Genomic DNA, 15,801 nt, shown 5'->3' with positions numbered 1-15,801 from the left:
ACCAGTCTCTTTGTTTTTGTATGCGATGCTCAGCACCCATGGAGCTGACCGTATCACATTTGGCATTATTGCAATCATTTTTCTGCTTCCCGCAATCATCGACTTTATTGCAAATAACATAATTCGGCTAAAGGCTGCAATAATTATGTCTGAAGAAGGGTTGGCATTGTCTCCAGTAAGGGTTTGTACGACAGCTTTGCCTTTCTGCAGATATTTTTGCCCCGGCGCAAAAAAATAATTCCATGGCAGCACATCACAGCATTTAAATTATTGGTTCATTACAAATATCTTACCTCTTATCCAAACGAAGGTGAGGGTACAGCCTCAACAACCTATTCAGTTGCCCAACATCAGCTTTGTGTTGTAAATAAAACAAGGAATGAGGAGGATATTTTTTTCATTCATGATTTAGACAGAACCCCTGATGAAATCCTGGTGCTTTGTAATCAATTTTTAGAAAAATATTCTGCGGCTGTTTCTGCAAATATTTGACAACTTTGCATGGATATGGAATATGTTTTTAGAAAAGCAACATTAGACGATTTGCCCCAAATATGGGCGATTCTGCAAAAAGCAATCCTGCGGAGAAAAGAAGATGGAAGTAACCAATGGCAGGACGGCTATCCAAACCCCGGGGTGATTCAAAAAGATATAGAGCAAAATGCTGGTTTTGTAATGACTGACGGGAATACCATAGCTGGGTATTGTGCGATTCTGATCAATGACGAACCTGCATATGCGGAAATAGAAGGAAAATGGTTAACGAATGGCGATTTTGCCGTGTTTCACAGAGTTGCAATTTCGGAAGATTATTTAGGCATGGGGCTTTCCAGGAAAATGCTGGAGTTCATTGAGGATTTTGCTTTAAAAAACAACTTACAAAGCGTAAAGGCCGACACCAACTTTGACAATGCTGCCATGCGGCATGTTTTTGAGAAAGCCGGTTATGTTTACTGCGGGGAAGTATTTTTTAGGGGCAGTCCTAGAATGGCGTACGAAAAACTACTGAGTCCATCTATTCCGGGTCATACGAACCGGTGAGATTTTCTTTCATAAAATTAATTCTTTCATATTGACAGTGAAGGTGACTATATTAGGTTACCCAAATCTGAAACTGTTATGAAATTTGCATGCTATGGCCGGTGAAAAATTCATTGGCATTGAGATCGGTGGTACAAAACTGCAGTTGGTCGTCGGAAATGCTGCCGGTATCATTGAAGCGCATAAGCGCTATACCATTGATCCTTTGGCAGGTGCGGGAGGAATTCAGACAGACGTAGCTCTTTGTTTCAAGGACTGGAAGGATCTTTACCTGCGTGAAGTTGCTGCTATTGGAGTAGGCTTTGGGGGGCCGGTAGACTGGGCGAATGGCAAAATTGAGGTCTCAAACCAGGTGCAGGGCTGGGAAAGTTTTAATTTGAAGAGTTGGCTGGAAGGGCTTACAGGGAAACCTGTCTTCATCGATAATGACGCCAATGTGGCTGCATTAGGTGAAGGTATACATGGATGGGGTAAGCAATACAATAAGCTTTTCTACGTGACTTTGGGAAGCGGAATAGGCGGCGGAATGTTCGCAGATGGGAATATTTATCATGGCAGGGCTCCCGGAGAGCTGGAAATCGGACATTTGAGGCTCGATAAAAACGGGACGACACTGGAATCACGGTGTTCTGGCTGGGCGGTGAATGAAAAAGTAGATCGGTATATAGCTATAAATCCCGGCAGTCTTTTATCACAACTCGCAAAGCCTGTTAATGCTCCCGGAGCGGCATTGCTGAAACCCGCTCTTGAGCAACAGGATGCTGCTGCACTGGAAATCATTAGAGAAATAGCGGACGACCTCGCTTTTGCGTTTTCACATCTTGTCCATCTTTTACATCCCGAAGTTATTGTAATCGGCGGAGGTCTGTCTCTGCTTGGAGAAGACCTTAGAATTCCGGTAACCTCAGCCCTACCCGGATATCTGATGAGTTCATTCTTACCTGCTCCCCCTGTTCAGATTGCAAAACTTGGAGAGAATGTAGTCCCGATAGGTGCAATTGAACTCGCTAAATTCGCTTTAAACCAAAACATTTATAAACTATGAAAGCTTTTTTAAAAGACTACGTCAGTGAGCAGAGATCGGCGCTGGAGTCTATTCCTCTTGATGAAGTGGAAAAGCTAATTGACCGCTTCAAACATGCTTTGCGGGAAGACAGGCAGATATTTGTGTTTGGAAATGGCGGCAGTGCGGCAAATGCGTCCCATATGATCACTGATCTTGGAAAGGGTGCTTCTGATGTGACCTACCGCCGCTTTCGCTGCCTTTCATTAAATGACAACAACAACTGGCTTACGGCCATTGGCAATGATTATTGTTACGATGATATTTTTCTCCGCCAACTCCAGAATTATGCAAGACCTGGTGACCTTGTGATGGTAATGAGCGTAAGCGGTAATTCTCCAAACCTGATAAAAGCCATTGAATGGTGCAGCGAAAACAATATTCTTACGGTCGCGCTTCTGGGCAGAAACAAAGGTAAATTGGCAGATATTGCTGATCAGGTCATAGCTGTTGATTCCGTGCATTATGGCCGTGTTGAGGATTGCCACATGCACATCTGTCATATGATCTGCTATGCTTTTATGGAAATTGAGCACCTGCGTTGTAGCGAATAAAACCTGACATTCGTTTTAGTATTAAAAACCAAATATGAAAGTCACTAATTACCTCTCAATCTTATTATTGATCGCAACGATCTCTACTGCATGCAAGAAAGACAAAATTGAATACGAAAATGATTTTGAAAAAAGTTACCGGAACTGGGTTAACTTTAAAACTACATCCGGCAATTCATACATTTATCAGGTTAGTACTTCATCATGGACAAATTTTCAAACCTTTACCACAATTATGGTGTCAAACGGCCAGGTTACGGGTCGAACCTATATGTCCAGATCGACCAATCCGCCTTCAGCAGCTGTTACCATTCATGAGCAATGGGAAGAAGGACAGAATACACTGAACACCCACCAGAATGCTGCCGCTACTTTAACCTTGGACGAAATATATGATAGGGCAAAAACAGACTGGCTAAAGAAAAGAAGTGATGCTGACTTTTATTTTGAAGCTAAAAATGACGGCATGATCTCTTCGTGCGGTTTTGTACCAGATGGCTGCCAGGACGATTGCTTTACCGGCATCACCATTGATTTTATCAGGAAACTGGATTGATCTGCCTCACTTGTTCATTTTCGTAAACCGATTGTGCGTTTTTGAACCTCAATATTTACTGGCCCCAGCAGCCCGGATTCCCGTAAAGCCGCATCTTTGCCTGGTCCGGAGATGGTCCAGGTTTTACGTTTGTCTTCAGGTTGTCCTGCATCGTAAACAAGGCGATTGAACCAGGTACCAGTCACCTGAATGTTCAATGTATTTTGCCCTGGTTTAATAAAGCCCTTTAGATCAATACGGTATGGTGATGCCCATAATTTGCCCACTTCTTTACCATTAACGGTTACCGTGGCAGCCATATCAACTTTCCCCAGATCAATAATATATTCCAGTCCAAGTGCCATTTTATCGATATTGAATGTGCTTGTATAAGTTACGGTGCCTGAGAATGCCTTGCCTTCGGTTGAAATATCAAGGTCCTTCCAGGGTTTCAGTTCGGTTAAATCCAGACTTTCCGGAGCACCCCAGCCCGCCGGGAAGGACAACTTCCAGGGTTCGGAAACAGGCAGGAAAGAAACGCTCTCATGTGTTTTAGATTTTACTGGAGAGCTGGCCCTACCCTTTTTCCTGAAAACAACAAAGCACGATCCAGCTTTTGCCAGGTCAAGTTTAACAGTTGTGCGATCGCCAATTACCCGGCTCTCTGCAGGTCTGGAAGTCCCGCTGACCGGATCCCACAGCTCCACCTGCCCCTTAGCCCGAAAACTCAGCTCACCTGCAAATCCCTTGCCCTTTGGGGCGGTCACAAAATACCAGTCTGCACCTTCGGCATGCCGGTGCGTCCATAAAGCGTCACCTCCGCTCACATCAGGTTTTATCTTTAATGCCGCCAATGCCTGTTCGATCGTCAAATCCGAAATCACATAGCCTTTTCCAACTTTTCTCAGACCTTTGCCGGTTCCTCCCCATATGTCCTCAACTGCTGCATCAAAACGTTTTCTTGCAGCATCACCTCCGGAAAGCGTGGCCAGTCCGACAGGTGCATTGCCGACAACAGTAGCTCCCTCCCGCAGCAATGAGCGAATTTTCTCCAGCGTTTGGGGCAACATGTTCGGAACATCAGGCAGCCACAGTACGCGGTAGCGGATTCCTTCGGGGGTTGCTATCAAACCATTTTCCACTTTCAACCGGGTCAGCAACACATCAGGATTACAGTAGTCATATTTAAATCCTTCAGGAAATGCTGCATTCTGGTTAGGTTTATGATTAATCTCATCACCAAGATACCACAGTACATCAGATACTGGTTTACCTCTTTCGAGCAGGTAAGTACAGCGTGACAAATAATTTGTGAAATCGGGAATGTATCCCCACCAGGTTTGTCCTCGCAGGAATGGAGTACCAATTCCTGCACCGAAAGAAGTACCGGGCGCTAGAAAAGGGGTTTGAGGGTTGTGTGTATAGGTGTGGAATACATAATGGCTCACCCCCTGGACACTATTTATGTTGGCAACTTCTTTAAGCATGTCCAGGTGTTCATCCCATGACAGCGATATATTTGTAAACGATTCTGCTGCCACACGCGGCTTTCCGTAGAGTCTTGCGGCGGATGCAGTCGGCTTGATCGGTTTGAAATTGATGGAACCTACAAATCCATCGCTCATGGGCTGCCAGAATTCGCACATGGGTACATCGGCATATTTGAAATACTCCATGATATCGGCAGGTACTACATCTCCCGGACCTGTTTCATAAGTCACTGATAGTCCGTTATCTTTCGCCAGCTCCGACATGCGGCCGTAATAGTTATGGGTTAACAGGTCGTTGAGGGTCTTGCGCCAGTCGGTTAAAAAACGTGCAGTGGTTTCATGATCTTTGATCACATATCCAAATAAGGCAGGAAGCCAATTGCGGAGCGAATAATTGGAAACACGTTTAAATTCCTGTTCCATCTCTCCTGTCCAGCTTTGGGTGTGGCATTCCCAGCTATCGATCAGCATACCGTTCAGGAGTCCTCCCGCCAGCGGTCCGTTTTGTCCGGAAAGCCGCCCGATATAGCCTGCAAAATGTGCTTCAGCCCCTGATTTGGAAAACTTATCTGCTTCCCATCCTGTGCCTTCCGCAGGTGCCGGCCCGTTTTTCTTTCCGGCATTGACATGGCCCAGGCGAAGGATGGTCCAACTGCCTTTGGGTGCCTGCCAGTTCAGTTTTCCATCCTTATCCATCTTATCGGATATATCCAGGATCTGGTCAGGCCTGATGAATGTTTCCGGTGATTGTTTAGGTTTTTGCCCTGCACGTTCGATGCTCCTCAATGTCCAGGCTGCTTCAGATTCCCAGCTGTTTTTCCGTGCGGCAGAGAACAGACGAAGTGAGGTCAGGGTCATATGGTATTTATTGGAAATAGAGATGCGGTATTTTTTTACACCCGAAAGTTCGGAACAAGCCAGTGTAATTGGCCGGTCGTCCTGCCAGTTTGCCTGCGGCGTTTCGGTACGCAGAATATCCTTTACCTTTCCGTCCGGCAAGATTCCCTGTATCGTTATCGTCACGCCGGGTTCATAAGATTGCCCATGGTTAAAGGCCTGGACACTTGAAAACTCCACACTGCGAAGAGTGGTTGTATTTGGAAACTCAAGCTCTACCCAATACGGCTTATTTGGATCCGCAGGAGACAAACGGATAGATTCTTTGGCTTCACCGGCAAAAAATGGTTTCCATTTATCTTTCGTGTTGCTGTTGACCGACTTTGGGATCAGTGGTTTTCCAGTATCTCCAATTGGTGTTGGGAAAGCAAGCACGCTGATGTCTTTATAATCCCGCCAATCTTCGGTATTGGGTTCTGGCTTGGGCAGTATCTGGTCGATGAGCTTTCCGCCAGCCACATCAGTCCTGTTCCATATCAAGTTGCGCATTGCGTTGGCGGGTGTGATCCAGGGGCCGCCCGAAGTGGCCCATCCAGGGCAGTTGTTCATAGAAAATCGCAGTCCCAAACGGCGGCATTCCTGAGCGGTATGCTTTACCGCGTCATCCCAATTTGCGCTCAGACTCGTGATCTGTGGTTCAACTCCCGGCCAGGGGCCACCAAACTGCCCGTGAAATAACTGAATTCCCGAGATGCCCGCCTTCGCGATCGCTTCCAGATCTCTGGTAATTCCTTCTTTTGAGACATTCCCGCCAATATAGTGAAACCAGGTTTCCGGATGATAGACTTTTGATGGCTTTAGAAAAGAGGCCTCGTCATGCTTGCCAAATGGGCGATTAATTTCCTGCTGCGAGGGTACGAAAGGAACCTTCGCTACCTGGGCGGTCGCAGAAATCACATAGGTGAACGATAGAAAGATTCCCAGAAAAAAAGAGACAGATGAGTAATTATATTTCACGCCCGGAGCTTGGTATTACAGGTTATACATTTGGTTTAAATCAAACCCAAGTTACTTAAAAATTACTGTACAACCGTCCTGTACTGTCAGGAGGTATTTTTAGAGGCAGGCTTCCTGTTACTCTATTTTATTGAACCGCAAATGCATGATCCTGCCGTCATTAACTTCAAATCCTGTAATCTGACTTTTAACATTTCGCAACATCTTCAGGTGCCCCATCCACCAAAAATCGGTGCGCAGATGATCTTTTTCTATTAGCCTTATTTTTGAATCTTCGTATTTATTGTTGGTTAGTATTAAATCGTGACCCTTTAAAACAACACTGTACTTACAGTCCAGTTCCGGACAATAATATGTACCTGTATAAGCTTGCAATTGCTTGTCTGTTAACTTCGGTGCTAATTCATACTTCAGGAATACACGTCCGCCAGACCAGCATTCTTTTACCAGGGTATCGCCAAGGCTTGTTTTGCTAAAATGAAATTTAACATCAGGTGAAGCCGCTACCAGGAATGTATCCCTTTTTGCCTGCAACAGCAGCTCTGTCCGTCCATTCCGCTCCCCGTAGAATTGTTGATTGCTCAATTTAAAATCAAACTGTGTTCCATCTTCAGCTATATAATTTCCTGAGAACTTCTTCACACGAACAAGATCTTTTAAAATGGCTTTGCTTGTGTCAATAATAGCAGGTTTAATTACTTTAGTAGCAGTGTCTTTAACAAAGATATTGGCCATTTCACTCATCTTCCCCATGTTAAAATCACCAAGGTTACTAAAAATAATAAAGCCCATTTTCAGGTCAGGTAAAACATTCACCGATGTTCTGTAACCTGCATCGGCTCCATTATGGGAATACTGTTTCCAGCCTCTATAGGTGTTATTAACAATTCCTAAGGCATAGGAAGTTTCTTTACCGCTGTTTAATTTACCTTTTTGCGTTAATACTTCAATGTCTTTCTGCGTACCTACCTTAAGCTTATAAAAGTTCATTGCCCATTTGGCCATATCGTTTACATTGGTAAATAGACTGGTTGCCCCGGCATTAGAATACGATAAAATACTATTGGTAAAGCCACCACCTTCTTTAGGATAATACGAGTACGAACGGTTGTTTACCACTTCGGTATAGTCATCATGAAAGTGCGTATTTGTCATACCCAAAGGTTTAAAAATGGCAGAATCTGTAAATTCTCTCAGCGTTTTTCCTGAAACAGATTTTACAATTTCGGCTATCATGGTAAACCCGCTGTTCGAGTAAGTATATTGATCTCCAGGTTTAAAGTTTAACTCCTGCTGCTTACTAAGAACTTTAACAATATGTTCTTGCTTAATTACATCGTCGAGCCTCGTACCCGATATGGCAAGCAATTGCCATTGGTCTCTGATGCCGCTGGTATGGTTCAGCAAATGACGGATGGTAATTTTTTCCTTCAGATCAGGAAACCAGGGAAGGTATTTATGAATGTCATCATCTAATTGAAGCTTGCCCTGCCTGGCGAGTAAAACAATAGCATAAGCTGTAAATTGCTTAGAAACAGATGCTATATGATAGATTGTTTCCGGTGTATTGGCCACGCCGTATTCCATGTTGGCCAAGCCATAACCTTTTGCATAGATCAACGAATCATTGCGTACAATTCCGATGACACAACCGGGACTGTTAGGAGTATCCCATTTCTTAAATAAAGCATCTATTTTTTTTGTAGTGGAATCTGGTAACGCAACAGACATCTGTCCTGATGCCAAATCCGGCCTCAGAAAGAAAAAAATAAACGCAAAAGGAGTTATAATTCTTAAGAGCACATTTGCAGTCATATCAATAATCTAGTAGAGACAAACAAATTAAGAATTTTTACAGCAATAATGAAATTTTGAAGTACTTCTAAATCGTATCTTTTGTAACCTTGATCGTCTTCTCCAGTGCTTTAATGATGGTTTCTTTATAAGCGATAAAATTGGCTTGTCTCGGCTCTTCCTCAACACTTTCCCTAACCGCTTTTCTGCCATCCTTCACAGCTTGCAATTCACTTTCATAAAGAGAAAGGAACAATTCAGGTGCTTTGTTCTTCAGAATCCTGACAGTGTGAGAGTAATTTTCATGAACATCCTGCATTGTTGCCATATTTTTCTCGTCAAACGTGTGTATAACGTCCAGCTTTTTCAGCAGCTTCTCCAGCTTTGCTCTTTCTTTTGCGTAACCCATAATGGGATAAAGATAGTTGTTTAAGTTGTCTACGCCAATAAATCTTCATCAATACGCCTTACCCCGGGTTTCAGCACCCATCCACTGGCAGGCAAATCCTTGCCGGCGTCTGCATCTGTGAGTTTAGCGTATTCAAATATCGGGTTGGGCATCTTATTGGCTATTTCAATTTCGGATTTGCCCGGAAGCAGCAACTTGCAAAACTTTCTGTCAGAGAAAAAACCGTCCTTATTGACAACGATCATGCCGTCCTGAACATTTACTCCCTCCCACCTGGTATTTTCTCCATAGAAGTAATATAGCTCGGTAATCAGAAAAAGCCTGCCGTCGATTTTCTGAGGAGCGGTATCGTTAAAGGAGCCGGTCCCGTCTATCTCCATATTCTTGGAATCGACTTCAATTTTGAAAAGAAACGACCAAAAAGGATCGTCAAAAAGATCAATATCGTCTAAGGCATTTTTAACTGCTTTGCTCAGCCCGTTTAAAATTATACTGTCAACGCCAGGAAAAATATCAATAATTTTTGAGCGTGTAAAAAGGCTTTCAATTCTCGAATGGATAAGTAATAGCTTGCTCCTATACTCTTCTACGTAGGGCTTTTGGTCTTTCCAGTCTTCATATGATGGAATCTGGGAGTCCGCTTTGAGCATTTTTAGCTTTTTCATCAGCCTTGCGGTGCAGTGCCTGGCCAATTTAGCTGCGTACACGTTTGGTAATTTAGAAGTAAAGCCTGCAAATGCCATCAGGTAGTCGCCGGGCAGCTTCTGAACTTTTTCAACACCATCTATAATCACAGTAGGTGCTATTGCCATAATTTTGGTCTGTTTGCTTTTTCCGGTAAGGTTGAGCAGCCGGTCTATAAAGACCGCAAACATGGCTTTTAACAGCAGTTGATCATTAGAAGAAACTGCCTGAATACCGTTTTCTTCAAAGGAGTCTATTCTTGTTTCCAGTCCGGCAAACTGCCCTTGATTTTCGTTAACCACTCGTCTCAATTCACCGGCCAGTGTCAATGCACCTTGCGGCAAAAGTTCATTGAGCTTTTCCAGATCGATCATCTGTTCAAGAATTTTAGCGACGCGCTTCACCAGCGGAATGACGTCGTCCGTTTGCTCGATAAGGTCCGACAGCAGGTCATTATAGTTACTTTTACTGTCGAATAATTCTGAAATGTAGGCTATTTTATCATTTTCATTGACGCGGCTTTCATTTATGATCATGGTCAGTATCGTTCCAAAGTGCCCGGCCAACCGATCGAGCGTCGACTTTCTGATGAGGTCATAGCCGTCAACATTTCCAAGAATATTTCTCGGCTTCTTCATGGTAAATTCTTTGTGGACAGGAACCCTGAAATCTATGGTTTCAGCACCGACGCTAGGATCAACAAAAACAATTAAACGGTCAAAATTATCCGACTTATCTTTTGCGTCCAAAAAAGCAGCCATTCTAAAAGCTTCTCTAACCGGCTCATTATTAAATGTACCGCCATCCATATAGGTAAACGGGTATGACAATTGATCTGGTCTTCCTGTCGCTCTTTCACATAATTTTGCATCTTCCAATTCTTCCGGCCATTCATTAAATTCAAATTTGAAACGTTCTAGAACAACAGGCTCGAATGCGAACGGAAAAGCTCCACAGGCGATGGATGTAGCGACTATCCGCGACCAGGCCGGCGCGGTACGAAGATCACCAAAGAAACCGTTCTTTTTGTCACCATTATGATAACGAATCCACTTGCCCGGATAGACTTCCGGCTTCTTTTTAATATCCCCGCTTTTTTGCGAATTAAAAAACAAATGAAACACACGAAACTCTTTATGGCATATGGAGGTAAAGGCGTCTGCTGAAGCCGCAAAATTATCATTATTGAAATCTTTTCCGCCCCTGCTGTCTGCCTTTAAACCAGTAAGATTAGATAGTGAACTCCCAAATACCACCTCATCTGACAGCAGTCTCTTATCCTCAAAATTTGAATTGTAGGCCTCTTTGAGATCGAAATATTTTTTTGCAATTTCTTCAAGAGCACCTCTTCTTAGTATTCCGCCTTCATAGGTCAGGTTCTCCTGATCAGTTAGCGTTGTACCGAGCAATTTTTCTATATTGATCTCATTGATCCATATGTCTTCCTGCAGATTTTGAACAACCTGGGCTACGATCAGGTCCTTCTTTTTTCCGGGGCTTAAGGTATTAAAATTGATTGCCGGATCGTTCCTCAATATATTCTCCGCCTTTATTCTTTCTTCAGGCGTTTGATGGGCCAAGCCTCTTAACATAATGGCAAGAGACATCGAACCGGCACTTGCACCCGCAAATACATCAATAACCACCTTTTCATATTCATGAAAAACTTCTTCTCCATTATCATTGCTATAATAACCTGCACGTAATACTGCCTGTTTAATTGTTTCAGACAATGCTGCTCCGGAAAACGTTCCAAGTGAAACGCCGCCTCCCATTGCAAAACCAAGTTTCAGTGTTTTATTCATAATAGGGATTTTTAGCGGGTCAATTAGGGTCCGATATCTTTGACTCGCGGCATTTGAGATGCTTCAACTCAGTTGAGAGAAGTTTGAATCCGGGAAGCGGAGCGACTTTAGACATACGCTTTTGGTTAAAACATAGTTAAATATAATTAAAAAAATATATTACTATACTATGAGTTAAAATATAGATCTAATTTTCCATTTCAGACCAATCGAAACGAGGGTTTTCTGACGGCATCTTAGCCTTTTTCATCAATGCATAAAGCGTTTTTACTAAGACAGGATTTTTAGCTGCAATATTAGTTTTCTCAGCGATGTCACTTTTCAGATTATAAAGTTCCAATTTCTCGGGAGACCCTTTCTTTTTGAAGCGGATCAATTTCCAGTCGCCCTTTGTTAAAGCTTCTTTTAATCCCGCCTCATTAAATTGCCAGTACAAATAATCGTGCTCCTTAACTGCCTTTTTTCCGCTTAAAAGCGGCGAAAAAGACAGCCCGTCAATATTTTTCGGAGAGGCTGTACCGGTTAATTCGCCAATAGTTGGCAGCACATCCCAAAAAGCCCAGGCCGATTGATTCGTTTGTCCCGGGGTGATCTTTCCTTTTGCCCGGACAATTAACGGTACTCTGATCCCTCCTTCATACAAATCTCTTTTTACTCCTCTGAAAGGACCTCCACTATTGAAATAGATTGGATCGGCACCTCCTTCTTTATGTGGGCCATTGTCGCTGGTAAAGAAGATATAGGTATCATTGTCCAAACCCAATTTCTCAATAAGCCTTACAATTGTTCCTACATCCGCATCCAGCTTGTTCACCATCGCTGCAAAAGTGGCGTGCGGCTGCGCCTGGCTATCATAATTTCCTTTTTTCTCAAAAGGGGTTTCAGGTGGAAATTTGCTTGTTCCATCAGCATTCTGGAATTTTTTGAGCAAATCAGCAGGAACCTTTAGCTCAGCATGCGGAACAGTCAGTGGCAAATACAAAAAGAAGGGCTTGCCTTTATTTTCATTGATAAAATCGACAGCCTTATTGATGATCAGATCTTCGGTATATTTGGTGGTATCTGTGGGAATCTGAACAGTTTTACCCCCAATGATCTCATACAACCGATCGGTGTAATAATCATGAGCATGGGACTGGTCCAGGTAGCCGTAAAAACTATCAAACCCTTTCAAATGAGGGGCTCCCTGACTGTCTTCATCTCCCAGGCCCCATTTACCAAACATTCCGGTTTTGTAACCATTGTCGTGTAATCTCTGCACCATTGTCGTATCACGGGCGCGAAGTGCCCCCAATCCGTCCTTAGCTTTTGCATTTCCGCGTACCCAGGCGTGCCCCATGGTATAGCCGGTCATTAACGCGCACCTTGATGGCGCACAAACCGTATTTCCGGAATAAAAGCGGGTAAACTTGATGCCTTCTCCGGCCAGCTTGTCCAGGTTTGGAGTTGGAATTTTTGATTTCGGATTAAAGCTTTGAACATTTCCATAGCCGAGGTCATCAGCCAAAATAAAAATTACATTAGGCTTTCTCCCTGTCTGTGCATTTAATCCTAAATAGCTGCTTAACAACAACATAAGGATAGAAAATTTTAATAAATTTTTCATCAACATATATTTTTATCGGTTTTTTAGGTCCAGCTGTTTACCCACTGGCAAGTTTCTAATTCGTTTCCCGCAGGCCCTGGCGATAGCGTTTACAATAGCTCCCGGAGTGACACACATAGCAATTTCTCCAACACCCTGTAGTTTTTCATTTGGATGTGGAATGACTTCAACCTCCACCTCTGGCACGTCATCAAACCGAATGATCGGATAGCCTGCCCAGTTGTGGCTTTGTATCCTTTGTTGTTCAAACCTGACTTCTTCAAACAAGGTCCAGCTGGTTGCCTGGATCATCCCCCCCTCTATCTGGTTGATCACACTGTCGAGACTAATGACTTCACCGGCATCGACCGCAGCCCATAGTTTTTTGACGCTGATTTTAAATGTTGACGGATGTACATTTATCTGTGCTGCGACCGCAATGTATGCCGCGCTGTTTTTATATCGGGAAAAGGCAATACCTATGGATGTATTTTTTTCTTCAGGCAGCGCAGTTACTTTGCGCTTTAATCTGTTTAATACTTCGATCGCCCGTTTGTCTTCCAGATGCATTGTTCTGAAGTCAAAAGGATCAATTCCGGCTTGTTCTGCAAGCTCATCCATAAAAGACTCCACTGCAAAAAGATTGGCATATGAACCAAGGCTCCGGAGATTTGAGGTACGCAAAGGTCCGTTAAAAAAATTGGCCGTGATGGTCTGATTAGGCACTGCATAATACAGATCTGCATTTCGGTAACCACCTGACCCTGATGGATTTTTCTTCCGATCAAAGGGAGCGGCCCGTAAAACTGCTGCGTTCAAATATCCCGGATTGCCCCGGATATAATGTGTGTCGGACCATACTGAATTTCGAAAGTGGGCAATTCTGCCGTCCTTCCCCAAAATGGCTTCCAGTTCCATATACATTGCCGTGCCATAAGGTTCCCAGGCATGTTCTTGTTCACGTGACCATTGCAAACGCACATGCTTGCCGGGAAAGGCCATGGCGATCAGGGCAGCTTCAGCAGCAGCATCGTCAGAACCATTGTGGCCATAACAGCCCGAGCCGCGCAAACAGGTTACCTGAATTTGGTCAGCAGGGATTTTGAGCAGATCACTGATTGTATCCCGTAAGGGATAAGCCCCTTGACTATGGGTCCATATTTCTAACAAACCCTCTGCATATCGCGCCACAGCACAAGATGGAGCAATCGCGCCATGCATTACGTATGGTTTATAATAGGAGGATTTTATGGCTGGAGTCCCTTCCGGAAAGGGTACTGGAGTGGTCTTGACTTTGCTGGATGCTACGGTGAGACTTTTAAGGAACTCCGGTATGGGCTCGCTTGAAGCCACACGATTGGGCACTGACCACTTAACCTGTTGGGCAAGGTGGCGCTGTGCTTTCACCGCATGAAATTCATCCTCACAAATTACTGCCAGGAAACTTCCATCTCTTATCGTTTTAAGAACAGGAACTGCTTTGCGAAGCGCAATTTCGTCAAAACTCAAGAGCCTTGCATCGTAAGCCGGCGGACTTACCGTGCGTGCATGCACCATTCCCGGAAAGCGCAGGTCCTGAATGAACATTTCGCCGCCAACGATCATGCGTTTAAAATCTTCCCGCGGAACAGCTTTGCCCGATATACGGTATTGCTCCTTTGGTTTTAAATGAAGTGGCAAGCGCACCTCCGACTTCAATTTTCTGCCATCAAGCAATTCAAAAAAAGTGAGCGGGCGTCCGCCGGATTTTTGGAGTACTTTGCCGTCGCGCATTTGCAGGGTCTCAGATGGAGCGCCCAAAACTGCAGCTGCGAGGTCCATCAGTTCGCGGCGGGCAGCTGCAGCGGCATACCTGACCGACAGGACACTGTTTTCTGTAGACGAGCTTGCGCCTGTAAAACCTTCATTGGGCGTACGGCGCGTGTCGGCTATGACTACCTCTACCTGGCTAACTTTCAAGTCAAGCTCCTCCGCTGTTACCTGGGCAATTGCGCCGCACAGGCCCTGGCCCTGCTCTACCTTGCCTGTAAATACACGTACCGATCCGTTAGCCAGTACTTCAAGCCATGCGCTTACGGCAGGGGTACGCCGTAAAATGCCGGGCAATTCAGGGTCTTGTCCCACCATTACCGAAGCCAGTAAACCGGTATAGTCTAATGAAAATAAAACTGTAAGGCTTCCGGCCGATTTGATAAAACTCCTCCTGCTTGTCTTCATGGTTCTATTTGTTTGCGGCCCTTGCAGCATGCTTTATTGCCCGCAATACCCTCGCCTGCGAACCGCATCGGCAAAGCACGCGCTGCATCCCTTTCCTGATGGCCACATCATCCAGATGTGTGGAAGTATTGAGCAAGCTGACCGCCGAAATGACCATACCATTCAAACAATATCCGCATTGGGCTGCCTGCTCATCAAGAAAACTTTGCTGAACTGGATGAAGTGTACCTTCTGCTGATGCCAATCCTTCTAATGTTGTGACTGACTTTCTCTGCGCCGCAGATACAGGCATTGTGCAGCTGTACTGCGCTTTGCCGTCAATCAGTACCATACAGGCGCCGCACTGCTGCATCCCGCAGCCAAATTTGGGCCCGTTTAAGGCCAGCTGATTACGAAGTGCATACAAAAGCGGCGTTGCCGGGTCAATATTCAGGCGGTGCTTCCGGCCATTTACTGTCAATACGATAACGCTCATGGTAAGGATAAAATCTTTCTCAATTTAAGAATTTTTCCGGTAGCGTTTGTTCAATCACTAACTTTGTTTGCGGACAAATTTTGTTAGGATTACGATCAGCTGCCCTTCTATCCTTCCTTCAATCTGTTCTTTATTGTCATCAACAAGCTTGATATTCTTTACTACAGTACCGAGCTTGGCGCTCAGGCTTGAGCCTTTGACATCCAGTGTTTTCACAAGGACCACTGTATCCCCATTTTCCACTACATTGTTGTTGGTGTCTTTGTGAAACTCTACTGTAGAATCATTCTCATGG

The 15,801-nt window shown here is 44.4% G+C and carries 13 protein-coding genes; 5 read left to right on the top strand and 8 right to left on the bottom strand.

Annotation, left to right across the window (positions count from 1 at the left end; all coding sequences use genetic code 11):
- The 5 genes from VK541_RS19140 to VK541_RS19120 form a co-directional block, all read left to right on the top strand.
- The coding region (locus VK541_RS19140; protein ID WP_324372020.1) for a hypothetical protein at window positions 1–238 on the top strand (238 nt) is incomplete at its 5' end.
- 269 nt (window positions 239–507) lie between these two features.
- On the top strand, window positions 508–1,041 hold the full coding sequence (locus VK541_RS19135) for a GNAT family N-acetyltransferase (RefSeq protein ID WP_324372019.1): 534 nt from the start codon (window positions 508–510) through the stop codon (window positions 1,039–1,041).
- Between the two features lie 94 nt (window positions 1,042–1,135).
- Window positions 1,136–2,086, top strand: coding sequence for an ROK family protein (locus VK541_RS19130; RefSeq protein ID WP_324372017.1), 951 nt, complete (start codon window positions 1,136–1,138; stop codon window positions 2,084–2,086).
- Window positions 2,083–2,658 carry an SIS domain-containing protein gene (locus VK541_RS19125; RefSeq protein WP_324372016.1) on the top strand — a complete coding sequence of 192 codons (576 nt, stop codon included), beginning with the start codon at window positions 2,083–2,085 and terminating at the stop codon, window positions 2,656–2,658. The genes VK541_RS19130 and VK541_RS19125 overlap by 4 nt, the downstream gene beginning before the upstream one ends.
- A gap of 34 nt (window positions 2,659–2,692) precedes the next feature.
- Window positions 2,693–3,214 carry a hypothetical protein gene (locus tag VK541_RS19120; protein WP_324372014.1) on the top strand — a complete coding sequence of 174 codons (522 nt, stop codon included), beginning with the start codon at window positions 2,693–2,695 and terminating at the stop codon, window positions 3,212–3,214.
- Window positions 3,215–3,228: 14 nt separating this feature from the next.
- On the opposite strand, the gene VK541_RS19115 is transcribed toward VK541_RS19120, so the two are convergent.
- From VK541_RS19115 to VK541_RS19080, 8 genes are all read right to left on the bottom strand, one after another.
- On the bottom strand, window positions 3,229–6,537 hold the full coding sequence (locus VK541_RS19115; protein WP_324372012.1) for a glycosyl hydrolase: 3,309 nt from the start codon (window positions 6,535–6,537) through the stop codon (window positions 3,229–3,231).
- Between the two features lie 117 nt (window positions 6,538–6,654).
- Window positions 6,655–8,352, bottom strand: a complete 1,698-nt coding sequence (locus tag VK541_RS19110) for a serine hydrolase domain-containing protein (protein WP_324372011.1) — start codon at window positions 8,350–8,352, stop codon at window positions 6,655–6,657.
- Window positions 8,353–8,419: 67 nt separating this feature from the next.
- Window positions 8,420–8,740: a hypothetical protein gene (locus VK541_RS19105; RefSeq protein WP_324372010.1), complete on the bottom strand. Its 321-nt coding sequence runs from the start codon at window positions 8,738–8,740 to the stop codon at window positions 8,420–8,422.
- A 29-nt stretch (window positions 8,741–8,769) separates the two neighbouring features.
- Window positions 8,770–11,229, bottom strand: coding sequence for a patatin-like phospholipase family protein (locus VK541_RS19100; protein WP_324372008.1), 2,460 nt, complete (start codon window positions 11,227–11,229; stop codon window positions 8,770–8,772).
- A 187-nt stretch (window positions 11,230–11,416) separates the two neighbouring features.
- A complete protein-coding gene (locus VK541_RS19095; protein WP_324372007.1) occupies window positions 11,417–12,835 on the bottom strand; it encodes an arylsulfatase in 1,419 nt (472 codons plus the stop codon).
- Window positions 12,836–12,847: 12 nt separating this feature from the next.
- Complete coding sequence (locus VK541_RS19090) at window positions 12,848–15,031, bottom strand: xanthine dehydrogenase family protein molybdopterin-binding subunit (protein WP_324372005.1); 2,184 nt, start codon at window positions 15,029–15,031, stop codon at window positions 12,848–12,850.
- A 4-nt stretch (window positions 15,032–15,035) separates the two neighbouring features.
- Window positions 15,036–15,506, bottom strand: coding sequence for a (2Fe-2S)-binding protein (locus VK541_RS19085; RefSeq protein ID WP_324372004.1), 471 nt, complete (start codon window positions 15,504–15,506; stop codon window positions 15,036–15,038).
- 57 nt (window positions 15,507–15,563) lie between these two features.
- Window positions 15,564–15,801, bottom strand: a 238-nt coding sequence (locus tag VK541_RS19080) for an alkylphosphonate utilization protein (RefSeq protein ID WP_324372003.1), incomplete at its 5' end; no start/stop codon positions are given.

This window comes from Pedobacter sp. (assembly GCF_035317785.1).
Taxonomy (GTDB): domain Bacteria; phylum Bacteroidota; class Bacteroidia; order Sphingobacteriales; family Sphingobacteriaceae; genus Pedobacter.
This window is presented reverse-complemented; position numbering and strand designations above follow the sequence as displayed.